This is a genomic window from Stenotrophomonas sp. PUT21, from assembly GCF_052232875.1.
Classification (GTDB): domain Bacteria; phylum Pseudomonadota; class Gammaproteobacteria; order Xanthomonadales; family Xanthomonadaceae; genus Stenotrophomonas; species Stenotrophomonas maltophilia_N.
In genome coordinates this window covers 1,675,972-1,698,897 of the sequence record NZ_CP197645.1, presented here as the reverse complement: position 1 = coordinate 1,698,897, position 22,926 = coordinate 1,675,972, and the positions used below count along the sequence as shown (strand labels likewise).

Annotated in this window: 16 protein-coding genes; 3 read left to right on the top strand and 13 right to left on the bottom strand. The window is 67.3% G+C overall.

Annotated elements, in window-relative coordinates; translation table 11 throughout:
• Nucleotides 1–6: 6 nt before the first annotated feature.
• Nucleotides 7–702, bottom strand: coding sequence for a hypothetical protein (locus ACTT2I_RS08025; RefSeq protein WP_421100313.1), 696 nt, complete (start codon nucleotides 700–702; stop codon nucleotides 7–9).
• A gap of 130 nt (nucleotides 703–832) precedes the next feature.
• Complete coding sequence (locus tag ACTT2I_RS08020; RefSeq protein WP_421100314.1) at nucleotides 833–3,826, bottom strand: TonB-dependent receptor; 2,994 nt, start codon at nucleotides 3,824–3,826, stop codon at nucleotides 833–835.
• A gap of 343 nt (nucleotides 3,827–4,169) precedes the next feature.
• On the opposite strand from ACTT2I_RS08020, the gene ACTT2I_RS08015 reads away from it, so the two are divergent.
• Nucleotides 4,170–5,723, top strand: coding sequence for a thioredoxin family protein (locus tag ACTT2I_RS08015; protein WP_443096825.1), 1,554 nt, complete (start codon nucleotides 4,170–4,172; stop codon nucleotides 5,721–5,723).
• A gap of 13 nt (nucleotides 5,724–5,736) precedes the next feature.
• Here ACTT2I_RS08015 and ACTT2I_RS08010 read toward each other — a convergent pair whose 3' ends face one another.
• The 4 genes from ACTT2I_RS08010 to fusA form a co-directional block, all read right to left on the bottom strand.
• The gene (locus ACTT2I_RS08010) at nucleotides 5,737–8,484 is read right to left on the bottom strand and encodes a tetratricopeptide repeat protein (RefSeq protein ID WP_421100316.1); all 2,748 of its coding nucleotides are present in this window, start codon (nucleotides 8,482–8,484) and stop codon (nucleotides 5,737–5,739) included.
• A gap of 33 nt (nucleotides 8,485–8,517) precedes the next feature.
• On the bottom strand, nucleotides 8,518–9,075 hold the full coding sequence (locus ACTT2I_RS08005; protein ID WP_172407597.1) for an ECF-type sigma factor: 558 nt from the start codon (nucleotides 9,073–9,075) through the stop codon (nucleotides 8,518–8,520).
• A gap of 160 nt (nucleotides 9,076–9,235) precedes the next feature.
• The gene (locus ACTT2I_RS08000; protein WP_088434905.1) at nucleotides 9,236–10,162 is read right to left on the bottom strand and encodes a M14 family metallopeptidase; all 927 of its coding nucleotides are present in this window, start codon (nucleotides 10,160–10,162) and stop codon (nucleotides 9,236–9,238) included.
• 166 nt (nucleotides 10,163–10,328) lie between these two features.
• Nucleotides 10,329–12,371: an elongation factor G gene (gene fusA / locus ACTT2I_RS07995; RefSeq protein ID WP_421100317.1), complete on the bottom strand. Its 2,043-nt coding sequence runs from the start codon at nucleotides 12,369–12,371 to the stop codon at nucleotides 10,329–10,331.
• A gap of 572 nt (nucleotides 12,372–12,943) precedes the next feature.
• On the opposite strand from fusA, the gene ACTT2I_RS07990 reads away from it, so the two are divergent.
• Nucleotides 12,944–15,142 (top strand): TonB-dependent siderophore receptor, encoded by a 2,199-nt coding sequence (locus ACTT2I_RS07990; protein ID WP_421100318.1) that lies wholly within the window; start codon nucleotides 12,944–12,946, stop codon nucleotides 15,140–15,142.
• Nucleotides 15,143–15,236: 94 nt separating this feature from the next.
• On the opposite strand, the gene ACTT2I_RS07985 is transcribed toward ACTT2I_RS07990, so the two are convergent.
• The 7 genes from ACTT2I_RS07985 to ACTT2I_RS07955 all read right to left on the bottom strand — a co-directional run bounded on the left by ACTT2I_RS07985 (nucleotide 15,237) and on the right by ACTT2I_RS07955 (nucleotide 22,233).
• Nucleotides 15,237–16,004 (bottom strand): heme ABC transporter ATP-binding protein, encoded by a 768-nt coding sequence (locus ACTT2I_RS07985; RefSeq protein ID WP_088434886.1) that lies wholly within the window; start codon nucleotides 16,002–16,004, stop codon nucleotides 15,237–15,239.
• Nucleotides 16,001–17,035 carry a FecCD family ABC transporter permease gene (locus ACTT2I_RS07980; protein WP_421100430.1) on the bottom strand — a complete coding sequence of 345 codons (1,035 nt, stop codon included), beginning with the start codon at nucleotides 17,033–17,035 and terminating at the stop codon, nucleotides 16,001–16,003. Before ACTT2I_RS07980 ends, ACTT2I_RS07985 begins: the two co-directional genes overlap by 4 nt.
• 20 nt (nucleotides 17,036–17,055) lie before the next feature.
• A complete protein-coding gene (locus ACTT2I_RS07975; protein WP_421100320.1) occupies nucleotides 17,056–18,090 on the bottom strand; it encodes a heme/hemin ABC transporter substrate-binding protein in 1,035 nt (344 codons plus the stop codon).
• A 69-nt stretch (nucleotides 18,091–18,159) separates the two neighbouring features.
• A complete protein-coding gene (locus tag ACTT2I_RS07970) occupies nucleotides 18,160–19,542 on the bottom strand; it encodes a YncE family protein (RefSeq protein ID WP_421100321.1) in 1,383 nt (460 codons plus the stop codon).
• Between the two features lie 124 nt (nucleotides 19,543–19,666).
• Nucleotides 19,667–20,674 (bottom strand): alpha/beta hydrolase, encoded by a 1,008-nt coding sequence (locus tag ACTT2I_RS07965; RefSeq protein WP_443096824.1) that lies wholly within the window; start codon nucleotides 20,672–20,674, stop codon nucleotides 19,667–19,669.
• A 110-nt stretch (nucleotides 20,675–20,784) separates the two neighbouring features.
• Entirely contained in the window at nucleotides 20,785–21,564 is a 780-nt protein-coding gene (locus ACTT2I_RS07960) for a hypothetical protein (protein ID WP_421100323.1), read from the bottom strand.
• Nucleotides 21,565–21,624: 60 nt separating this feature from the next.
• Complete coding sequence (locus tag ACTT2I_RS07955; protein WP_421100324.1) at nucleotides 21,625–22,233, bottom strand: TetR/AcrR family transcriptional regulator; 609 nt, start codon at nucleotides 22,231–22,233, stop codon at nucleotides 21,625–21,627.
• A gap of 72 nt (nucleotides 22,234–22,305) precedes the next feature.
• On the opposite strand from ACTT2I_RS07955, the gene ACTT2I_RS07950 reads away from it, so the two are divergent.
• Nucleotides 22,306–22,908, top strand: coding sequence for an NAD(P)H-dependent oxidoreductase (locus tag ACTT2I_RS07950; RefSeq protein WP_421100325.1), 603 nt, complete (start codon nucleotides 22,306–22,308; stop codon nucleotides 22,906–22,908).
• Nucleotides 22,909–22,926: the final 18 nt, after the last annotated feature.

The following is a 22,926-nucleotide window of genomic DNA, read 5'->3' as shown; positions in this document are numbered from 1 at the left end:
ACTGCGTCAGCGCGTCCAGTACACCGCCTTGAGCGCCTCGGCCAGGCGGGCGGCCGCCTCCTGCTGGCTGAAGGGTGGCGTGCGCGGCGGGTCGTAAACCTCCGGCCGCGTACCGGCCACCACCAGATCGATCGCATAGCAGGCACCGTCGTGTACCGCGCGGTAGCTCTCGGCGTTGACGTAGTGGCTCATGGCCGCATCACCGACGGTGAAGTGGGTGAACGGCACGCCGCCGATATCGACCGTGGCCGGTGCCGCAGGGCCCGTTGCTTCGGCCGGTGGTTCCAGGCAGGACGTGATCTGCATTGCTTCAGCACTGCGGCCGATCCGCAGCTCGCCGGCCGTGACCCGATCCGATCCCTCCAGCACCAGCGCCACCAGCGGCGTCCCCTTGCTGTCCGGCGGTGCAAACAGCTTCCAACTGGGCGAGGCCAGGTAGTCGCGCTGGAAATCGAGCGCAACCCGCACTCCCGCCACAGGGCCCACCGCAATGCCCGGCTTCGCTTCCTCATAAACTGGTGACGGCCGCTCGGCGGCTGCCGCGGCGGGCACTGGATCGGCGGCCTTCGCCGCGCCCGGATCGGCGCCGCTCGGCAGCGCCACGGGTGCGGCACCGCCCTCGCCCTGCGGCGAGCAGGCACACAGCAGCGCCGTCAAACCGGCCGCCATCCACCCTGCCTTGTTTCGGATCTGCGTCTGCATGAGAGGCTCCTCTGAGAATGGGCCCAGACTGCCTCGGGATCCGTGAACGACGTGCCACACCCCGGGGCGTCCGCGTTGGTGCGGCTGCCGGCGGGCAGGGGCTCCCTCCCCACCCGCCTGGCCCTTCCCCTCAGTAGTCGTAACTCACGCTGACCCGCAGCGAACGGGGCGCCTGACGCACGGTTGCCGCGCCATACAGCGGATCCGGCTGTCCCGGATCCAGCTCGGCGTAGGGCGATTTCCACAGCGCCACCTGGCTGTTGAACACATTGAACACGTCCAGGTTGAAGCCCAGCCGACCATCGGCCACTGCCGGGCGGTAGGACACCCCCAGGTCAAGCTGCTTCAGCCACGGTAGGCGCCCCTGGCTCCCGGGAGGCGCCGGCTGGCCGTTGTAGAAGTGATACGCGATGCCGTAGCCGGATGGGTCTTCGAAGTCCGGCCCGTACGAGCCCAGCGCACTGAATGGCGAACCCGAGAGTACCTTCAGGTTGGCCGACACCAACCATTCCGGGGTGAGCTGGTAATAGCCGTGCAGCTTGAACTGGTGGGTATGGTCGTTGCTCTGTGGCCCGTTGGTGTGCTCCATCAGCTGGGCGTAGTCCCACGCTTGGGTGGTGGACACCGCCGTCTGGCCGATCCCCGAGAGCAACTGGCCTTCAGTGGTCCCGTAACTGCGTGACCAGGTGTAGTCGCCGCGGGCATACCAGCGGCCATCGAACGGATGTTCCAGCGAGAGGTTCACCGCGTAGTAGTTGCGCTTGAACTGCGGGAAGCCCATTTCCGCGTTGCTCAGCGGAACCGTCACGTAATTGCCGCCGGTATCGACCAGGTTGAAGGTATTGGCGCGGCCGGGATTGATCAGCCAGCAGCTGACCGGGTTGCTGTCCTTGGTCACGTTGTAGCCCAGGCTGCTGGCCTTGCCGAGTACCGCATCGATATCGCAGTAGTCGTCCACGCCGCTGCGCAGCACGCGGTAGGTCGCTTTAGCCCCGTACACCCAGTCCTGGCCGAGCGCCTTGCTGAAGCCGAGGATGAACTCATCCTGGTAGGACGGCTCGATGCCGGAGGTGGCCACGGTCTTCGCATCCGGCAGCAGGCCATAGTTGTTGTTGGCCGAAACAGGATCGGAGAACCGGGTGAGGTCTGTCGGATAGCCGTTGCTGTCGATGCCGCCGTAGGTGTAGTAGGTCGAGGTGGCCAGCGTCGCGCCAGCGGCGTTGAACGCCGGGTTCAGCGGCAGCGCCAGGTAATAGCGCCCCACGTTGCCGAACACCTTGAAGCGGCCGTCACCGTCGACATCCCAGCTGAAGCCCAGGCGTGGCGCCCACTGCCCGCTGGTCTGTTTGATGTACGCGTCGCCATCGCGGTTGAAATTCGTGAACTGGTCCAGGCGCAGGCCAAGATTGAGCAGCAGCCGGTCGGTGACCTGCCAGTTGTCTTCAATGTACTGCGCCCGCTGCGAGGCCCGTACCGAGGCCAGCGCGCTGTAGACATACTGGCGTACGTAATAGCCGTCCTCGCCATTGCGGATGCCACCGGTCGCAGGCACGCCCAGGCCGGTATTGATCGGCACGTTCGGGTTGGACTGCCCGTAGATCCAGTAGTAGCCATCGGCCGAGGCGACCGAACCGCGGTTCAACGCGCGGGCGTTCTGGTTGTCGATGCCGAGTGTGATGCTGTGGTCGCCCCACGCGTAGTTCGCATCCACGCGCAGGTTGTTGCTGCGGTTGCCGCGATCCGGATTGACCAGCAGCGACGTGGTCTGCGCGTTGGTGATCGGCGTGCCACCGGTCAGCGCTGGATTCTGCAGGTTGGGGCTGTTGAGGTAGATCAGGCTGCCGTCGTAGGCCGGGTTGCCGATGTAGTCATCCGTGCGCATTTCGCCGTATTGCGCGCTGACGGTGAGCCGGTCGGTCAGGTAGCCGGTGTACTTGGCCGTCCACAGGTCGCCACCGGTCTTGGTGGTGTCTTCGTTGCCACGTTGGGCGCCACGGGTGAGCGTGTCGTAGTCGTAGGCGAAGATGTCGCCACGGTATACGTTGCGGCTGGAGGCGCCGGTCAGCTCCAGCAGGTGATTGTCGGTGATGTTCCAATCCACCTTGGCGTACCAGCGCGGGCGCTCGTACTCGTAGCGGGAATAGGAATTCGTCGCCTCCACGTTCTTGACATCCGTGCCTTCACGGCGCTCCAGCTCGTAGGAGCCGAAGAAGAACAGCCGGTCTTCGATCAACGGGCCGCCGGCATAGATGCTCTGCGTGCTGACCCATTCGCGGTCCTTGCTCTCCGGCGCATACAGTGCGCCATCGCCGGGGTAACGCACGTCGTCCTTGTCCGCACGCGTGGATGCCGGCTCCCAGGTGGCCTGGCCGCCGAAGTGCCACTGATTCGTTCCGCGCTTGCCGACCGCATTGATCACGCCACCATCGGAGCGGCCGTACTTGGCGCTGTAGCCACCCGTGTATATCTCCTGCTGGTCGATGCTTCCGTACGGCAAGGTCAGCCCGCCCAGGCCGCGCAGCGGATCGGTGCTGTTGAAGCCGTTGATGTAGTAGGCGTTCTCCGCTGCGGATGAACCGCCAAAGCTCACCAGCTGGGCGCCGGTTGGGCCGGCGTAGGTGCCGTTGCCGCTGTTGCCGATCACGCCGGGCGCGAGCTGGGCGATGGCCTCGGCCGAACGCCCCAGCGGCAGCCGCTGCAGTTGCTCTGCGGTGATGACCGTACGCGAATCCACGCTGCTCACATCGATCGCGGCGGCGGCACGGTCCGCGCTGACCTGGATGCCGTCCAGGCGGGTGACATCGCCGAACGATACTTCGGTACTGGTACCAACCGTCAGTGCGACGTCCTGGCGGGTCTGCAGCACCTTGCCGTCGGCGTCGCGCGCCTCGACCGAATACCGGCCCAGCGGAAGCTGGCCGATCGTATAGCGACCGCGCGCATCGACGGTCACTTCGCGGGTGAGGCCGGTATCGCTGCGAACGAAAATACGCTGCGCCGATGGCGGCGCCTGGCCGGCGATCGCACCGGTGGTGGACTGTGCATGCAGGGTCGGGGAGGCGGTGGCAAGCAACACCGCCAACGCCAGCAATCGCGGGCGCAGGGAAGAACGAGCTGTCGTCATCGAAGGTCGTACGGGTAGTGGGGGAAGCCATGTCTGTGACCGCCTCGGGGCGGAGTGGACATCGCACATTCATTAACCCCGCTCGCGCCCCAATGCAGAAATGCACAGGCGTTATGTGGTGTTTGCCGATGGCGATATCGACAGTGACGAAACCATGACACGGGTCACCGCGCAGGCGGGTTCTGCTTGGTTACGCGTACCGGGCGCAGGCGTGCGGTGCATGACTCATCACTGCAGGGTCTGCCGTCATGAGCAATCTGCATCAGTGTCAGCTCACCCGCGGCCGCGCGGCTTCCTACAATCGAGCCTGTCTGCTGCCCTTTCCAACTGCCTGGATGTCTCGATGCGCCTTGCTCTGTCCCTTGGTCTGCTGGGCGTGGTTGCCCTGCTGCCGGCCTGCACGCCGGCCCCCTCTCCCGCTGACGCTGCGGTGCCCACGGCTACCGAGCCGGCACCTGCAGAGATCGCCTGGCGCCATGGCGACGTCGACGATGCCTTCGCCGAGGCGCGCGACAGCGGCAAGCCGGTGCTGCTGTACTGGGGCGCGGTGTGGTGCCCGCCCTGCAACCAGCTCAAGGCCACGCTGTTCAAGGATCCGGCCTTCATCGCGCTGACCCGCCAGTACGTGCCGGTCTACCTGGATGGCGACGAAGAAGGGGCGCAGGCCTGGGGCGAGCGTTTCGGCGTACGAGGCTACCCCACGCTGATCGTGCTCGATCCGCAGCGCAACGAGCTCACCCGCCTGGCCGGCGGCAACGACAGTGAAGCCCTGACTCGCGCCCTCACGCTGGCCGCCAGCCGACGCACCGCGGTGAGCGAGGTGCTGCAGCATGCGTTGAGCGCGCCGCACGAGGTCAGTGCCGACGATTGGCGCGTGCTCGGCGATTACGGCTGGGAAGTGGATGCCAACCGCCTGGCTGGAGAGCGCGATGCGGCCTCGCTGTTGCAACAGCTTGCCAAGGCCGCGCCCGAGCCCGCGCTGCAGCGGCGGTTCGCGCTGCTGGCGCTCGGTGCAGGCAAGCCGGACGCCGCGCCAGACGCCACCCTGCGCGACAGTACGCGGGCCCTGCTGGAAGCGGTCCTGGTGGCGCCCGCGGAAGTGCGGGCCAACCGTGACCTGCTGGGCTACCAGGGCCCTGCACTGGTGAAGCTGGCCAGCGCCACGCCGGAGCAGGCGCAGCAGCTGGGAACGCAACTGCTCCAGGCGCTGGATGCGGCCGACCATGCACTCGGCGACAAGCCCGACGCACGGCTGGGCACGGTGATCACCGAACTCGCCCTGCAGCGCCAGCAGCATCCCGACCAGGACATCCCACCCACGCTGAAGGCAAAGGCACAGCAGCGCGTGGCTGCCGCCGATGCCGCCGCGACCACGCCGCACGAGCGGCAGGCCACGATCAGTACGGCCGTGTACGTGCTGCGCCAGATCAAGGACGACGCAGCTGCCGAGAAGCTGCTGTTGGCCGAACTCGACCGCAGCCAGACGCCTTACTACTACATGCCCGAACTGGCGGAACTTGCCGAAGAACGAGGCGACAAGGCCTCCGCCATCTCCTGGCTGCACAAGGCCTACCAGGGTGCGCAGGGGCCGGCCACGCGCGTGCAGTGGGGCGTGCTCTATGTCGAGGGCCTGGTGCGCCTGAGCCCGGACGACGCACCCGCGATCGAACAGGCCACCGGCGAGGTGATCGCCGATCTGGCCGCACAGCCGGCCGGCTATCACCAGCGCACCCGTCAGCGTTTTGAGCGGCTGGGCACCACGCTGCAGGCCTGGAGCCGCGCGCATCACGGCGCCGAGAGCCTGACCCGGCTGCAGGCACGGATGACCGAAACCTGCGCGAAGGCCGCCAGCTCAACCGACAGAAGCGCAGGCTGCGAGCGGTGGCTGAAAAGCTGATACGGCAGCTCAGCTACCCTTTGAGCCGTTCCTCCAGCGCGTGCAGCCGTTGCAGATACGGCGCACCGGGTACCAGCTCCGCCTCCAGCAAGGGCTTGGCCTGCGCGACCTGGCGGCGCGCTGCATCGCGCTCGCCGCTGGCCTGCAGTGCCTCGGCCAGCGGTACGCGATAGCGCGCCACGGACGGCGCATCCGCACCGAACAACGCCTCGTTGCCGTCCAGCACCGCGCGCCAACGGGTCGCCGCCAAGGCGGCCTCCCCTGCACGCAACGCCGCTTCGGCCTGCATCTGCTGATAGCGCAGCTGCAGCGGCGGCGACATCGACGGCACGATCGGCGCCATCGCGACCAGCGCCTGCTCCGCCAGTACCGGTTGTCCACGCTGGATCATCCACTCGATCTCACCCAGGCGAGAAATGCGCAGGTCCGGCGCATCGGCGGGGCTGATCCGTTCCCAGATCGGCAGCACGCGTTGGATCAGCGGGCCCGCCTGGCTGGCGCGACCACTGCGCATCAGCAGACGCGCCAGATTCATCTCCGCCCGCAGGCTCGACGGCTTGTCCGGCCCCAGCACCTGGCGGCGGATGGCCAGCGAGCGCCGGTACAGCTGCTCCGCCTTGGCCATGTCGCCACGGGCTTCTTCCAGATTGGCGTAGTTGTTGAGGTTGATCGCATGGTCGATGCTGTCTTCGCCACTGGTGAGAGCGCTGATCCGCAGGCACGTATCGAAGCCGTCCGCACTTTCGGTGTAGCGGCCCAGGTCCATGTGCAGCAATGCCAGCTCGCAGTACGCCAGGGCCGTGCGTGAGCTGTCCTTGCCATACAGCCGCAGACTGAGGTCACGCGACTGCAGCAGCAGTGGTGCGGCCTCGTTCGGCTTGCCGCTTTCCTGCAGGGTGATGGCCAATGCGTGCAGCCCGTGCTGGTAATCGGCACTGGTCGTGCTGCGGCGACGCTTGAGCTCCAACGACTCGCGAAGCAGCTGCTCGGAACGGGCCAGATCGCCACGATTGCGGTACATCAGCCCCATGTTCTGCATCACTGTCGCGGTGCCCCCTTCCGTGCCCGGCTCACGGACGTTCCCGCGCAGCGCCAAGGACTGCTGGAACGCAGCCTCGCTCTCCGGATACCGCTCCAGCTGGCTGTACGCCAGGCCCAGCGAATTGAGGACGTGCGCGCGGGTCCGTGGGTCATCCTCGCGATCCAGCAATTGCATCGCCCGCTCCGCGTACTTCAAGCCTTCCTCACCGCGCTGGCCGTTGCTCATCTCCACCGACAGGTCGCTGTACGTCTGCGCTGCCAGCCTGGCGCGATCGACCGCCGGTGAGGCAAGGCCTTCGGCCGCGGTGCGCAGCAGGGTCTCGGCCTGCTTCGGCAGGCCGATGTTCTGATACGCGCGACCGAGCACGCTCTGCAGGCGTGCCCGCAGCGCTGGCGAATCCGCCAGCTCCGCATCGACCTGCGCCGCGCTGGCATCCAGCACCGCACGTGCGCTGACGTCCTCGGTGCCGCGCGCAGTACGCTCGCGTGGATCGGCCGCATCGAAAGCAGCGACCAGGAATTCGCTGACCTGCTCGGCGATGGCCGCTTCTTCCTGGGCGCGCGCACTGGTTTCGCTCAAACGCCAGACGAAGCCGCTGGCCATCACCGTCACCGCGAGCGCCACGCCCGCCGCCTGCCAGTGCCGCCGCAGCCAACGCTGCACCCGATAGCCGGCACTGCCATGGCGCGCACGCACCGGGTGATGCGTGCGCCGGCGCTCGATGTCATCGGCCAGTGCTTCCACCGAGCCATAGCGCTGCGCCGGGTCACGCGCACAGGCCTTGGCGGCGATCGCGTCCAGATCTCCCTCCAGCCGCTTGCGCCACAGGCACGTGGGCAACGCCCAGGCACTGGCCAACGGAACCGCGGCACCCGCCGACTGGCCTTCAAGCCGGCGATCACACACCATCTCGAGCAGGATCACGCCGAGGCTGTACACGTCGGTGGTAACCCCCACCGGCTCGCCGGCAATCAGCTCGGGGCTGGCGTAGACCGGCGTGTAGAAACGCTCGGCACTGGACTCGGCGGCGGCGTCCAGCCAGCGTGCGATGCCGAAGTCGAGCAGCACCGGCTCATTGTCCGCACGGACCAGCACATTGCTGGGCTTGAGATCGCAGTGTACGACCAAGCGCGCATGCGCGGCCTGCACCGTCCGGCAGATCCGCACGAACAACTGCAGGCGCTGGGGAAGATCAAGCTGGCGGTCGCGGCAAGCGCGGTCCAGTGGCTCGCCATCCACATATTCCATCACCAGATACGGCTGGCCGGAGGCGGTGCTGCCGCCGTCGTACAAGCGGGCGATGTTGGGATGTTCCAGCCCGGCCAGCATCTGCCGCTCGGCGGCCAGGCGCTGGCTGATCTCGGTACTCGCCAGGCCGCGCAGCAGTTTGATCGCCACGCGTTGCTGGTAGGTTTCATCGGCACGCTCGGCCAGGAACACCGCCCCCATGCCGCCACTGGCGACGCGCCGGGTGAGCCGCCAAGGACCGATCCGCTCGCCAACCTGGAGCTCCGGCTCGGCGAGCTGGGCGATCAGCTCGCGCAGGGGGCGCTGCGCACTGTCCAGCGCCAGGGTCTGGGCTTCCAACAACTCGATCACCTCGTCCAGCAGGGTCGGGTCATTGGTCATGCGGCCCAATTCGGTGCGCCACTGCGTCGGCGGCAGTTCGCACGCCGCATCGAACATCGTGCGCAGCTGCTGCCAGCGGTCATCCGTCATTGCCCCTTCCCCCTGTTACGAAAACAGCCCGGCTCACGCCAGACGCTGATTGAGCCACGCCTTCGCAAAGCGCAGATCGCGGTCGACCGTGGGGACTGAGACCTCCAGCACGACCGCGATTTCCTGGCGGTCCATCCCACCGAAATACATGTATTCCACCGCGCGTGCGGCGCGTTCGTCGTGCCCGGCCAACTGATTCAATGCCTGGTGCAGCGCCAGCACCTCGAAGTCGCAGGCCGTTGCATACGGCAGGTCGCGGTCCGCATGCGACAAGGTCAGGTTCCACGCCCCCGCCCCCCGCTTGGCAGCCGCCCCGCTGCGCGCGAAATCCACCAGCACCGCGCGCATTTTCAACGCCGCCAGCGCGAAGAAGTGCGCGCGATCCACGAAGTCGACCTCCGCGCCCATCACCCGCAACAGCGCTTCATGCATCAACGACGTCGGCCGCAGGGTCACGTCATCACGGTGCTGGCCGATACGGGCCGCCGCCATCTCCCGCAGCGCGGGATAGATCAGATTGAACAGATGCGCCTGCGCCTGTGGATCCCCACGGCGCCAACGGTGCAGCCACTGTGTGACATCTCCGCCCATGATCCCCGCTCCGCCGCCCCCAGCCTCCCCGGCCGGACGCGCCTCCTCCGTGACGGCCGATGATAGCGCACGGGCGCCACGGCGCCAGCGCGCCCGGGGCATTGGCCCGGGCGCGTGAATACGGCGGAGCCCCAACCCCGGCAGCCCCGGCGGCGGGCGATCAGCCCCGCGGATGCGCCAGGGCGAACTCCAGGCCGGCGCAGACCGCCGCGACCTGCGCATCGTTGCATTCCTGCGGCGAGGTCCGCGGGCTGTCCGGGTACACCTCGGTGGTGGTGGCGTACAGCGCATCGGTGAAACCGGCACACGCGCCGATGGAGCGCGATTCACCCCAGACCACACCCGGCGACTGCAGCGGCATGCCGATCAGCTCGCCCTTGGCATCGGCCGGGGCGATGTGCGTGATCTTCTCCACTGCGGCGATCAACGCCTGCTGGAACGCCGGCTGCGGATCTTCGCTGTTGCCGATCACGTAGAAGCCATCGGGAATGATGTCCGGCACCAGGGCGATGCCATCGCGGGCGCAGCGCGCCGGATCGAACTCATGCAGATCGCTGTCGGTGGTTTCATGCAGGTCCAGGTGGACCAGGAGGCTGTCCCCACGTGCCGCCATCCAGCGCATCAGCGAGGCCGCTTCTTCGATCAGGCCTTCACCACGGAAGCTGCGGTTGGGATCGATTGCATCCGGATTCCAGCGCTGGATGCGCTCATAGCCCCATGGGCTGACGCACGGCGCAACGATCAGATTGATGCGGCCGGCATAGGCCTCGGCATGCTGATCCAGAAACTGCAGCGCGCCATGCACGCCGCTGGTTTCGTAGCCGTGTACGCCACCGGTCACCAATGCGGTCGGCAGTGCCGGGTCCCACTCATGGCTGACCACCGCGAACAGCGGGTAGTGGTCCGGCGCGTAGTCCAGCTGGCCGTACTGCACTACATCGAAACGCTCGCCCAGGCGCTCAAGCGCGGCCACGACATCGTCGTGATAACTGCGCTGGCGCTGCTGGCCTGCGCGCCACTGTGCGCGCTCGGCGTCGCCCCAAGGCTGGCCGGGGGTGCCGATCGGATAGAAATGCGGGGTACTCATCATGCTGCTCCAAGGGTGTCATCCGGTCGCCAGACAGCCAACGCCATCGGCGACACTGCGCTGGATATTCTAGCTTCGCCCGGGCACGCCGGTCTGTGCAGACTCCCAACGCTGGCATGAAAAAGGGAGCCGGTTGCCCGGCTCCCCTCCCATGTCGCTCAACCACTCAGGCCGTCTGCGCCGCCTCATACCCATTCAAGCGCATGTCACTGGACGCGCGCCCCTGGGTCAGCGAGCGCAACGAGGTGGTGTAGCCCCCCAGCCGGGCCAGCGGTGCATAGCCCAGCACTTCGGCCTGCCCGTCCTGGTCCTCGATCGAGGCCACCCGCCCACTGCGGCGGTTGAGGTCGCCGACCACATCGCCGACGTTGCCCGACGGGGCGTGGATGGCGATCTCCATCACCGGCTCCAGCAGCTGCGTGCCCGCCTGGGCCAGCGCCGCTTTCACCGCTTCACTGCCGGCGCGATGGAAGGCCATGTCCGAGGAGTCCTTGACGTGGGTCTGTCCGTCGACCAGCGTCACCTCGATACCGACCACCGGATGCCCCAGCGGACCTTCGCCCAGAGCGGCACGAACGCCCTTCTCCACCGCATTGACGAACCCGCGCGGGATCGCACCGCCCACGGTGCGGTCGACGAAGCTCACCTCGCCATCCTCGCGCGGCGCCACATCGATCAGCACCTGGGCGAACTGGCCCTGGCCGCCGGTCTGCTTGGCGACCTTGCCTTCCACCCGCTGCACGGCGCGCTTGGGCGCTTCCTGATAGGCCACGCGCGGCTCGCCGGTGCGGATGTTGACGCCCCACTCCGTGCGCAGGCGCTCGACCATCACCTCCAGATGCAGCTCGCCCATGCCCCAGATCAGGGTTTCACCGCTGTCCGCATCGGTCTCGACACGGAACGACGGATCTTCCTGCGCCAGGCTGGCCAGGCCTTGGCTGATGCGGATCAGGTCGGACGCCTTTTCCGCGGTCAACCGCCATGCGAGCACCGCATGCTGTGCCTGAATCGTATCGAGCAGCAGCGGGCGCGAGGGCGCACTCAGCGTTTCACCGCTGACCGCATCCTTCCAGCCCAGCACCGCGACGATGTCACCGGCCACGGCCTGCTTGATGTCGTGGGTCTGGTCGGCCTGCACCCGCACCAGCCGGCTGACACGTCGTCCCTGCGCATGCTGCGAACTGGCCAGCGCATCGCCCACCTTCAGCGTGCCCGAGTACACCCGCACGAAGCTCAGCGCACCGTGGTTCTGGTGCGTGATCTTGAACAGCAGCGCCGCAAGCGGGCCGTCCGGATCCGGCGGCAACAGCACGTCGTTGCCATTTTCGGTGGCGACCACCGCCGGCCGATCCGATGGCGAGGGCAGATAATCGACGACGGCATCCAGCAGGGTTTCCACGCCCTTGCTCTTGAACGCCGAACCGGCCAGCACCGGCACGCCGGCACCTGCCAACGTGCCGCGACGGATCGCCGCGCGCAGCTGCGCGTTGTCGATCGCCTCGCCTTCCAGCCACGCCTGCGCCAGCACGTCGTCGGCATCTGCCACAGCTTCGATCAGGGCCTCACGCTGCGGCAGCCACTGGGCAGCCTCGTCGGTCGTCCAGGCATGGCGCAACGCGGTGCCCTTGTCGTCCCACTGCACGGTGCTGCGGTCGACCAGGTCCACCCAGCCGTTGAACTGGCTTTCGATGCCGATCGGCACGCCCAGCGCCCACGGGGTGGCGCGCAGCTTCTCGCGCAGTTGCGTGAGCACGCGTTCGAAGGACGCACCGGTGCGGTCCATTTTGTTGACGAAGGCGATCAGTGGCACCCCGTGGCGACGCGCCTGGCGCCAGACCGATTCGGACTGGGGCTGCACGCCGTCCACGGCGGAGAACACCGCCACCGCGCCGTCCAGCACGCGCAGGGAGCGTTCCACTTCGATCGCGAAATCGATATGGCCCGGGGTGTCGATCAGGGTGAGGTGATGGAGGGGCTCGTCGCGCGGCGCCCAATGCGCCTGCACGGCGGCCGCACCGATGGTGATGCCGCGCTCACGCTCGATCGCCGAGAAGTCGGTGGTCGCCGCGCCGTCGTGAACTTCACCGACGCGATGGATCTCGCCGGTTTTCCACAACAGGCGCTCGGTCAGCGTGGTCTTGCCGGCGTCGATGTGGGCAATGATGCCGAGGTTGCGCCGGAGGGAAAGGGTCTGGGTATGGGTGTTCATGGGATGGGTCTCGCTGCCAACATCGAGGAGCCGCACGCCGCCGTTGGCTAACGGGCGCGCGGCCAGGTTTGGGGCTCGGCGATCTGGTGCATGGCACGTTCTCCTTCATCGAGTTCTGTAGCGTGGAAACGAAAAGAGCGCCCGGTGGGCGCTCTGCTTGGGGTCCAGGGTGACCGGTGTTCCGGTCAGCAGCCTCGCACTCCGATTGGCAGACGCGCCCGTGCCGCGTAAACGCGGGTCAGGGTAAAAAACGTCAGAAGCGGCGTCGAAGTCATGAGGGTCACCTGGGCTGTAGCCGGCATTGTAGACCTCTGATGGTTGGCCACAAGGGTTGATTGAATGCATGGATGCAACAATGAAGGCCGCTGGGGTGCCATAGCCCCGTGAACGACACAAAGCCACCTACCCATCCGCCGAATATGCGAATGTGTCGCAATTGCGTATGTAGCCATAATCCTTAAAATGGCGCCCTATGCGTCGCCTTTGGAGACGCCCGCCAGACTGGTCCTGCCCGACCACGGCAGTCGAGCCAGCGCCCGCGCCCCTTCCTCCGCGTTGTCGAGTTGTTGCCCATGCCCTGCTTCCTGCCCCTGAATCCGCGCCGGTTGCGCCCCAACCTGCTCGCCCTGGCCTGCCTGGCCGCCGCCTTTGTTCCAGCCGCCCACGCCCAGACCGCGATCGATCTCGATGCCGTGCGCGTCAACGCCTATCGCGCTGCCAACAGCACCAGCGGCGCGACCAAGACCAGCACCGCGCTGGCCGAAACCTCGCAATCGGTATCGGTGATCGAGCGCGCCGAACTGGATGCCCGTGGCGTGCAGTCCCTCAACGATGCGATGCGCTATGTCGCCGGTGTCAGCCTGGAAAGCTCGGGCATCGACAACCGCGTGGACGACTTCCGCATCCGCGGCTTCGATGCCGGCAGCTGGTCCAACAACGTGACCCTGGATGGCATGCGCGCGCCGCAGGGCAGCCAGTGGAACCGCAGCATGTTCGACAGCTGGAACCTGGAGCGCGTTGAAGTGCTCAAGGGTCCGTCTGCGGTGATGTACGGCCAAGTGGCACCGGGCGGAATGGTCAACCAGGTCAGCAAGACGCCGATGCCGGATCAGGTAAAGCAGCTGCGCCTGGGCGTCGATGCCCATGGCCAGTACAGCGCGGCCTTCGACGTGGGTGCAGGCACGGCCGGTGATGCGCATCTGTTCCGCCTGGTCGGCCTCTATCGTGACGGCCAGACCCAGATCAAGCGCACTGAGCAGGAACACTGGTTCCTCGCGCCCAGCTACACCTGGCAGCTCGCCGAGCGCACACGCCTGACCCTGCTGGGCATGTATCAGAAGGACGATGGCGGCTCGACCTACCAGTTCCTGCCGGCCGCCGGCACGCTCAATCCGACGGCGTCGGGCTACATGAAGAACAGCACCTTCATCGGTGAGCCGGACTGGAACACCTTTGACCGCACGCTGTGGACCGCCGGCTGGATGTTCGAGCATCAGTTCAACGACCACCTCACGCTGACCCAGAACGCACGCCGCACGCATGTCGACTCGCTGTTCCGCAGCGTAGTCACCTTCGGCGCACTCAATGCCGATGGCCGCACCCAGAACCGTCGCGGCGTGATGGGCACCGGTGACTCCGATGGCGACACGTTCGATACGCGCCTGCAGGCGCGTTTCAGCACCGGCGCGGTGGATCACACCGTGCTGCTCGGCTGGGACTGGCAGCGTGCGGATTGGGAAGGGGTGCGCAGCGCCATGAGCAGCCCGCGCCCGATCGACATCTTCAATCCGGTCTATTCGACCTACCGCCCGACGGTGAGCACGGAAACCCCCACCGCCGGCATCAACCGGCAGAGCGGCGTGTACCTGCAGGACCAGCTGGCGCTCGGCAACTGGCGAATGACGTTCGGTGGCCGCTACGACTGGACCAAGGACGACAGCAGCAGCGCCAACCGCAACATCGCCACGGGTATCTCCACGCCGGGCGGGCGCAACGTGATCAAGAGCGAGGCCTTCACCGGGCGCGCGGGCGTGCTGTACGTGTTCGAGAACGGGCTGACCCCGTATGTGAGCTACGCCGAATCGTTCCAGCCCTCGACCAAGTCGCCGTTGGACAGTTTCACCCAGACCGCATTCGAACCGGTGACCGGCTCGCAGTGGGAAGCCGGCCTGAAGTACCAGCCCGCGTCGGTGGACGGTCTGGTGACGCTGTCGGTCTACGACCTGCGCCAGCAGAACATGATCGTGGATGATCCGGTGGCCTCACACCGCAACTGCGGCGCGACCGGCACCGCCACCTGCTCGATCCAGGGCGACGAGGGCCGCGTGCGCGGCATCGAACTGGAAGGCCGGATCACCCCGATCGAGGGCTTCAGCCTGATCGGCGCGGCCTCGCGGATGGACTCGGAGATGACCCGTTCGGCGCCCTACAAAGGCAAGGAACTGGCGATGGTGCCCGACTACAGCGCGTCGTTCTGGGCGGACTACACGTTCCAGGCCGGTGCCCTGCAGGGCCTGAGCCTGGCCGCTGGCGCGCGCTACAACGGCGTGAGCTATGGCGACAGCGCCAACCTCTACCGGATCCCGTCCTACACCCTGTTCGACGCAGCGATCCGCTATGACGTGGGCCAGATCGGCGGCACCCAGGTGCAGCTGGCGCTCAACGCCAGCAACCTGGCGGACAAGCGTTTCGTGTCCACCTGCACCGGCGTGTCGTCGTGCTACTACGGCAGCGGCCGCACCGTGATGGCGACCGCCAGGTTCGGCTGGTAATCGGAAAACGACGGGGCCGGCCGATGGGCCGGCTCCTGTCGCCGATGGGCCAACTTCCGTCACACCTTCAACGCGCCGGGCTAAATATCCGGCGCTAGGGATCCGTCACCACCACCAGCGGGACATCGCGCTGCGGGTGACGCAGCACCAGCACCGGTTGCTGGTAGACCCGCTCGATATGCTCACGGGTGAGCACTTCGGTCGGCGTACCATCGGCCGCCACGCGGCCCTGCTCCAACAGCACGATCCGGTCGGCATACGCCGCCGCCAGATTCAGGTCATGCAGCACCACGATCACGCAGGCACCGGCATCGGCCAACTCGCGGACCGCGCGCAGCGTGCGCTCCTGATGGCGAAGATCCAACGCGGCAGTGGGCTCGTCCAGCAGCAGCAGCGGGGTGTCCTGGGTCAGCACGCGGGCAAATGTCGTGCGCGCCGCTTCGCCCCCAGAAAGATGCTCCACCTCGCGTTCGATCAAGGCATGCAGGTCCGCCCGCGCCAGCGCATCGGCGATGCAGGCGGCGTCCTTGACCGGATCCGGCGGATGCGGCAGGCGCCCCATCGCGACCACTTCGTGCACCCGGAAGGCGAACCGTACCGCGTGCTCCTGCGGCATGACCGCGCGCTCGCGTGCCAGCGGCTTGGCTTTCCAGTCCGCCAGTGCCTGCCCGCGCAACAGCACTTTGCCCTGCTCCGCCTCCAGATCACCGGCGGCCACGGCCAACAGCGTCGACTTTCCGGCGCCGTTCGGCCCGACCAGCGCCGTCACCGAGCCCGGCAGGAAGTCCAGCGTGATGTCATCCAGGATGCGCCGCGCGCCGCGGCTCAACTGCACCGACTGCAGCTGCAGCAGCGCGCTCATGCGCCGCTCCGGTGGCGCTGACGCATCACCAGCCACAGGAAGAACGGCGCGCCCAGCGCGGCCGAGAACAGGCCCAGCGGAATCTCCGACGGCGGATCCAGCGTGCGTGCGGCGGTATCGGCGACCACGATCAGCAGGGCACCGGCCACGGCCGAGACCGGCAGCAGCCAGCGATGACCCGGGCCCACCAACAGTCGCACGACATGCGGCACGACCAACCCCACGAAACCGATCGAGCCGGCGAAGGCGACCGCCGCACCGACCAGCAGTGCACTGAAGGCGATCAGCTTGAGCCGGGTGCGCTTCACATCCAAGCCCAGGTGCTGGGCCTGCCGCTCGCCGAGCGCCAGCATGTCCAGCGGTGTGGCCAGGCGCAGCAGTGCGATCGTACCGAGCACGAACACCGGCGCCACCGCCATCACATCCATCCAGTCGGCCTGGGCCAGCGAGCCCATCTGCCAGAACACCAGCGACTGCAGCTCGCTTTCGCTGGCGATATAGGTCAGGAAGCCGATCACCGCCGAGCAGAACGCGGCGATCGCGATGCCGACCAGCAGCAGGGTCGCCGTACCGCTGCCCTGCCCCGGCCGCGCCAGCAGGTAGGTCAGCGTGATTGCACCACCCGCACCGGCAAACGCCGCCAGCGGCAGCGTCCACGCACCGAAGGCGCCCGCACCCAGCACGATCGCCGAGACCGCACCCAGCGCGGCGCCCTGGGTCACACCGACAATGCCGGGGTCGGCCAGGGGATTGCCGAACAGGCCCTGCAGGCTCGCACCGGCCATCGCCAGCGCCGCGCCCACCATCGCACCGAGCAAGGCACGCGGAATGCGCAGCTGCCAGACCACGGCCAGATCGCGGGTGCTGACGCTGGCCGGATCGGCCACGCCCAGCTTCACCCCGATCGCCTGCAGCACCTCCATCGGCGGCAACCGCAGCGGGCCCACCGCGAAGGATGCGATCACCGCGATCAGCAAGCCCACCGCCGCCCATATCAACACCGTCGCGCCACGGCGACGCGCAGGACTCAACACCGCCATGCCTTACGCCCTCACGGGCGCGGCAACGTGGCGAAGGCAGCAGCCAGCGCCACCGCGCCACTGCCCGAGGCGACGCTGGCGGACTTGAGCTCCACATCCGGCATCACCCACACGCGATTGGCCGCACCTGCCGGCGTCTGGCGCAGCGTCGGATAGGCGCGCCACAAGCCGGCCTGGCCGCCGAACAGGGCCAGATCGTTTTCGGTTACCAGGATCACGTCCGGCGCCGCCGCCACCACACCTTCGTTGCTCAGCGCGGAATAGTTGGCCACCCCGGCTTCGTCGCCGATGTTGATGCCACCGGCCAGCGTGATCAGCTTGCCCGAGGCGCTGTCCGAGCCGGCCACCGTCGGCGCGCCGCCGGCACCGGTCGCGGAAACATGGATCACGCGCGGATGCCAGGCCAACGCGGCACCGCTGGCCTTGGCGGCGTCCAGCTGCGACTGCACCTTCGTGGCCAGCGCGTCACCCTGCTCGGCCATGCCGACCGCGGCTGCCACCTTGCGCACCTTGTCGGCGGCCGGCTGCAGATCATCGACGATCACCACCGCCTCTCCCGCACCGCGCAGCTTGGCCGCCAGATCCGAATGACGGCGCAGGCTGTTGCCCAGGAACAGGGTGCCCTGCAGGCTCAACACGCCTTCCACGCCGGTGGTGCGGTTGAACAGGAATTGTTTGGGGGCCTTGCGGCCGGATTCAGTGGCCGAGCGCAGCGGCGCGGCGTACACCTGATCGTCCAGGCCGAGGGCTTCGAGCACGGCGATGATGTCATCACCACCGGCAATGATCTTCGAGGTATCGGTCACCGTCGTGGCCACGCCATCGTCGGAGGTGACCTGTGCCGGCAGCTGCTGGCTGGCGCCCTCGATGTCGGGCACGTCCACGCCCACCACGCGCAGCCAGCCTTCCGGCAGTGCTTCAGCGGTCTGCGCAGCGGGTGCCGCGGCGGTGTCGGTGGCAGGGGCGGCGGGTTCTTTCGAACACCCGGCAATCGCAGCGACCAGGGACAGCGCCAGCAGGCTGCGGCGGAGATCATTGGACTTCATGGCAGTTCCTCTTCAATCAGAACGGCGGGGCTGTTCGCCCCGCCGCCAAAGCAACGCAGTGCGCTGAACTCAGTTCGCGCGGCTGCTGATGCGGGTGATGCGGTCGCCCTTGGGATCCTGGGCATCACGCGACTTGTTGACGGCAAACACGTTGCCCTTGCCATCTTCACGCACGTGGTTGGGGAAGGTACCGCCATCCAGGTTGCCGACCACCTTGCCGTTGCCATCGACCACGGTCACCGTGCCGGCGCCGCGATTGGTGACGTACGCCAGCTTGGACACCGGCTCGAAGGCCACGTTCAGCGCACCCGCACCGACCGGTACGTCGTGCAGCACCTTGCCGCTGGCGACATCGACGATCAGCAGGTTGTCGGTGCCCTGCGAAGCCACGTACAGGCGGCCCGCCGCGGCATCGTAGGCAACGCCGGAGGCGCTGATCGAGTTGCCCAGATCGATGACCTTCTCCACCTTGCCGGTGGTGGTGTCGATCACGGCCGCTTCGGGCGTGCCGATGCTGACGGTGAACAGCTTGCCGGACGCTTCATCCAACACCAGGCTCATCGGGACGAACTTCTTGTCGTCCACGCCCGAGGCCAGGGTGATCGGCTCCAGTGGCTGCAGCGTACGGGCATCGAACACCGAGAGATGATCCTCACCGGCCGCCGAGGCGAACACCTTGCCATGACGACCATCGACCACGATGTCGCGGGCGTGCGGCACGGCACCGACATCGAACTGGCGGACCAGCGAAAGATCCTTCTGGCGATACACGGCCACGGTGTCCTGGCGGGTATTGGTCACCCACACGTTGCCGTTGGCATCGTCCACGCCCACGCCATACACCGCGAACACCGCACCGCCCTTGCCGCCCGGAACTTCCGCCGGGGTGATCCTGGCGGTGACCTTGAGGGTTTTCGGGTCCAGCTTGAGCAGCTGCGACTGGGTCACCGGCGGGCGACCGACGGCGGCAGTGACGAACACCGCGTTGCTGGCGGCGCTGTACGCGGACTGGTACAGGCCCTGGACCAGCTTGGCCGAGGTCTGGTTGAAGTTCTGCTGGCCGCTCAGCGGCAGGTTCGGCGAGACGCGCAGCGACAGCACCGTAGCCGCGGACGGCTGGCTGGCGCGCACGATCACCGGCTGCTGGCCCGGCACGGCATCGGCCGGAATCGCGACGTTGCCCTTGAAGTTGCCCTCGGCATCGACCACGTACGGGGTGGCGTTGAGCACCGTCTCGCCGCGCAGCAGGGTGACCTGCTGGCCCGGCACGAACTGGCGGCCGATCACCTCGGCGTCGCTGCCCGGCACCACGTTCTGGCCGCGGCTGACCACTTCACCGCGGAAGCCGTTGGCCGGTGCATCGAACACCGGCTGGGCGAACACGGCGGGGCTGGCCAGCGACAGCGCAATGGCCAGGGCGGCAACGCGCGGGAGGGTTTTCAGGGTGTACATCAGCAGACTCCTTCTGTTGGGGGCGCGCCGGTTGGCGCGTTGTCACAGTGCTTGCCTTGGCGTGGCCGCGGTCCGTTGCGGCTGTGGCACAGGGCCACGGAACTGCCTGGGTAACGAAAAAAAATCAGGGGGCCGGCGCGGGCGTGCCGCTGCGATCGGCGATGCCATACAGCTGGCTCAGCGTGGCCTTGAGCGAGGCCGGCAGCATCGGCCCATGGCCAAGGCCGGGGAACTCGCGGTACTGCACGGTCAGGCCCGGCACCTTGGCCAGGCGCGTGGCGAGCTGCCGCGCGGCATCGGGCGTGGCACCGCCGATACGGCGCAGGTGCGCGACCACGCGCGGGTTGGTCATGTCGCGCACACCGCGGTTGCCGGTGCGCTCATCGCCCCCCAGCATCACCGTTACCTGAGCCGGCTGACGCTGATTGTTGGCGATGAACTGGCGCTCCATGTCGCCCAGCGGCGCGCCCTGGCTCCACCACAGCGACGGGCTGGCCGACACGTAATGCTGGAACGCGGCCGGGCGGGTATACAGCGTGCTGACCACGAACAAACCGCCAAGCGAATGGCCCCACAGCGACTGCTGCTGCAGGTCGATCGTGGCGCGGCGTTCGATTTCCGGCTTGATCCGGCGTTCGATCAGATCCAGGAAGGCATACGCGCCGCCACCGCTGGACTGCGGCGCGCCGTTCTCATCATCGGCGGTATCGATCCATGCGGTGTAGTCGCGGGTGCGCGCCGGCGAATCCACGCGCAGGTCGTTGTCGTAACCGATGAACACCAGTACCGGCGCGGCGTGCGCGGCCAGGTCGGCGAGCATGTCCTGATCCAGCACCATCGCCGCGGCGTTGCCATCCAGCATGTACAGCACCGGCGCAGGCTTGGCCGAGGCCTTGACCGGCACACCCACATTCACCCGCCAGCGGCGGGCTTTGTCGGGGCTCTCGAGCACGAAGTGTTCGAAGCGATAGCTCTGCGCCGCCTGATCCAACACTGTTTCACCGACTTTCTGCTCCGGATTGCGCTGCTGCGCCGCCGCCGGCGACAACGCGGCCATGCCGATGGCGGTCGCCACGCCCAGCGTGCGCAGCCACGGCGAAACGGTAGAGATCAGCGATGAAGAAACGATCATGACGACCCGGAGCGAGAGACAGTGCAATCGCGCCAGTGTAACTCAAATGAGAATGGGTATCACTGACGTTCCGCTGACCGCGCGCCCGGAAGATCCGGCAGGTCCCGGTTTCAGCGCGCGCAGTCGCCCGAGCTTTTCCGCGCTGCGCCTACGGTGGCACCGCCCGCGCCGCCGGCGGACATCCAGCCGTTCAAGGGCATGGCGTCCGGCAGCGCCTCCGCCATCGGTTCGGACGAAATCACCAGTTCCCGCCACGTGCCCACGGGTTCCAGTTCGGCCAACCGCGCGGCTTTGTCGTCGTCGGTGCTGACAACGTCCTGCGGCCCGGAGGGCGGCTTGGCCGTGTTTCCGGTCTTGGTGGCCTTTATCCGTAGTTGGCCACTGGCCGCATTGGTCACCGCGACCGTGTACTGCTCCTTGCCATAGGCCCACGGCGTTTCGTGCTGCACGGTGGCGGTCTGTCCCGCGGCAGGCAGCGCCAGCGCATCGCCTGCGGCAGCCTGCACCATCGCCATGCCGCCCATCACTGCCATGTACATCCCGTACGCACGCATCTGCTTCTCTTCCAGCGTCTTGGCCACGGGCGCACCTGGCCAGCTCGCCTCCAGATTGAAATGCGCCTTGCCGTCGCACAGGGTCAGCACCACCGGGGCGCCCTCGCCTTCACCGAGACTGATCAGGCTGTCGCCGTTGCGGAACTGCTGCACGTGCCCGAGCAAGGACGGACCGTGCGCCGGCACCTGATTCACCTCGATACGCGATGCGGAGGTGAGGCGCGCGTTCAACGACATCGGGGTAGCGGTGGCGGGCAATGCTGCGCTGATCGCGGCAGCAAGGACAACAACAGGCAGGAACACGCGCATGGCATCCAGTCCAAAAGGGCGGGACATCATACGCGCCCGGTCACACATCTCTCCGCGCACGACACGGCCATCAGCCGTGCAATGCGCTCAGCTACGCATGACCATCGCCGTGATCGTCGCCGCCAGCTCCTGCACCGCCTGCTCCGGTGTGATGTCACCGGTAGTTGCCGCAGAGGAGAGTCCTTCGGCCGCGCCCAACATTCCCCACAACCCGGCCTGCGCCAGCACACCTGCTGGCGCGAACGGTGCCAGCAGCGCGCGGCACTGCTCGAGGAACACCACGTCGTACTCGCGCTTGATCCGCGCCAGCTCGGGCGAGCCGGCCAGAGCCGCCATCACGCCAGGGATCTCACGTCCCTGTTTGATCACGCAGGCAACGTAGGCGTCGGCAATGACCTGCGCTTTCTCGGCGAGTGTCGGGCCGCTGGCCGCAAGGCGCGCATCCATCACCACGCTTTGGCGTGCATCGAAGTCCTGGTACAGCGCCGCCAGCAGACCGGCCCGCGTACCGAAATGGTCATACACCACCGGCTTGGTCACCCCGGCCTGTTCGGCCAGCCGCCCCAGGGTCAGCGCGTCGGTGCCTTCCTCACGGACCAGCCGCCACGCCTGCTCCAGCAACTGGCGCAGGCGGTCGTCGCGGGTCATGCGGCGGCGTGGCGCCACCGGAACGGCGGAATCGAGCGGGGTTGACATCGCTATATACCAATCGTAACTTACGGTCCGTAACTTACCGAAAGTATACAGCCTTCCTTCCCCTGGACGCCCATGCACACCCTCATCGTCACCTCACACCCCAACCCCGACGCCCTGACCCACAGCGTCGCCCGCCGAATCGCCGACGGCATCGCCGCCACCCCAGGCGCGACGGTTGAACTGGCCGACCTTCATGCCGAGGGTTTCGACCCCCGCTACACCCGGCAGGACCTGGACGGCCACCACCGCCTGAGCCCGTTTCCCGCCGATGTGCTCGCCGAACAGGCCCGCCTGGACCGCGCCGATACGCTCGTGCTGGTGTTTCCCGTCTACTGGTGGAGCATGCCGGCGCTGATGAAGGGCTGGATCGACCGGGTCTTTACCGGCGGCTGGGCCTACGACGACAGCAGTGGCCACGGCGTGCTCAAGAAGCTCGGCCACCTGCCTGTCCATCTGGTCGGACTGGGGGGCGCCGATGAGCGCACCTGGCAGAGGCGTGGCTATACCGAGGCGATGAAGACCCAGATCGACACCGGCATCTTCGATTACTGCGGCGCGCCGGTGCTGTCGTCCACGCTGCTGCTGGAGACGGACACGGGCGACGTTCAGCCCCACCTGCAGAGCGCGCTCGCCCTGGGCGAGCGAATTGCAGTAACACCTGCTCCAACCCATTGAAAAAAGCCCCGCATCGCG

What these genes read in the sequence shown, in the direction of transcription:
- ACTT2I_RS07970 (WP_421100321.1), bottom strand. Translation starts at nt 19,542, where the DNA reads ATGTACACCCTGAAAACCCTCCCGCGCGTTGCCGCCCTGGCCATTGCG.
- fusA (WP_421100317.1), bottom strand. Translation starts at nt 12,371, where the DNA reads ATGAACACCCATACCCAGACCCTTTCCCTCCGGCGCAACCTCGGCATC.
- ACTT2I_RS07960 (WP_421100323.1), bottom strand. Translation starts at nt 21,564, where the DNA reads ATGTCCCGCCCTTTTGGACTGGATGCCATGCGCGTGTTCCTGCCTGTT.
- ACTT2I_RS07985 (WP_088434886.1), bottom strand. Translation starts at nt 16,004, where the DNA reads ATGAGCGCGCTGCTGCAGCTGCAGTCGGTGCAGTTGAGCCGCGGCGCG.
- ACTT2I_RS08025 (WP_421100313.1), bottom strand. Translation starts at nt 702, where the DNA reads ATGCAGACGCAGATCCGAAACAAGGCAGGGTGGATGGCGGCCGGTTTG.
- ACTT2I_RS07950 (WP_421100325.1), top strand. Translation starts at nt 22,306, where the DNA reads ATGCACACCCTCATCGTCACCTCACACCCCAACCCCGACGCCCTGACC.
- ACTT2I_RS08015 (WP_443096825.1), top strand. Translation starts at nt 4,170, where the DNA reads ATGCGCCTTGCTCTGTCCCTTGGTCTGCTGGGCGTGGTTGCCCTGCTG.
- ACTT2I_RS08010 (WP_421100316.1), bottom strand. Translation starts at nt 8,484, where the DNA reads ATGACGGATGACCGCTGGCAGCAGCTGCGCACGATGTTCGATGCGGCG.
- ACTT2I_RS08020 (WP_421100314.1), bottom strand. Translation starts at nt 3,826, where the DNA reads ATGACGACAGCTCGTTCTTCCCTGCGCCCGCGATTGCTGGCGTTGGCG.
- ACTT2I_RS07990 (WP_421100318.1), top strand. Translation starts at nt 12,944, where the DNA reads ATGCCCTGCTTCCTGCCCCTGAATCCGCGCCGGTTGCGCCCCAACCTG.
- ACTT2I_RS07965 (WP_443096824.1), bottom strand. Translation starts at nt 20,674, where the DNA reads ATGATCGTTTCTTCATCGCTGATCTCTACCGTTTCGCCGTGGCTGCGC.
- ACTT2I_RS08005 (WP_172407597.1), bottom strand. Translation starts at nt 9,075, where the DNA reads ATGGGCGGAGATGTCACACAGTGGCTGCACCGTTGGCGCCGTGGGGAT.
- ACTT2I_RS07955 (WP_421100324.1), bottom strand. Translation starts at nt 22,233, where the DNA reads ATGTCAACCCCGCTCGATTCCGCCGTTCCGGTGGCGCCACGCCGCCGC.
- ACTT2I_RS08000 (WP_088434905.1), bottom strand. Translation starts at nt 10,162, where the DNA reads ATGAGTACCCCGCATTTCTATCCGATCGGCACCCCCGGCCAGCCTTGG.
- ACTT2I_RS07975 (WP_421100320.1), bottom strand. Translation starts at nt 18,090, where the DNA reads ATGAAGTCCAATGATCTCCGCCGCAGCCTGCTGGCGCTGTCCCTGGTC.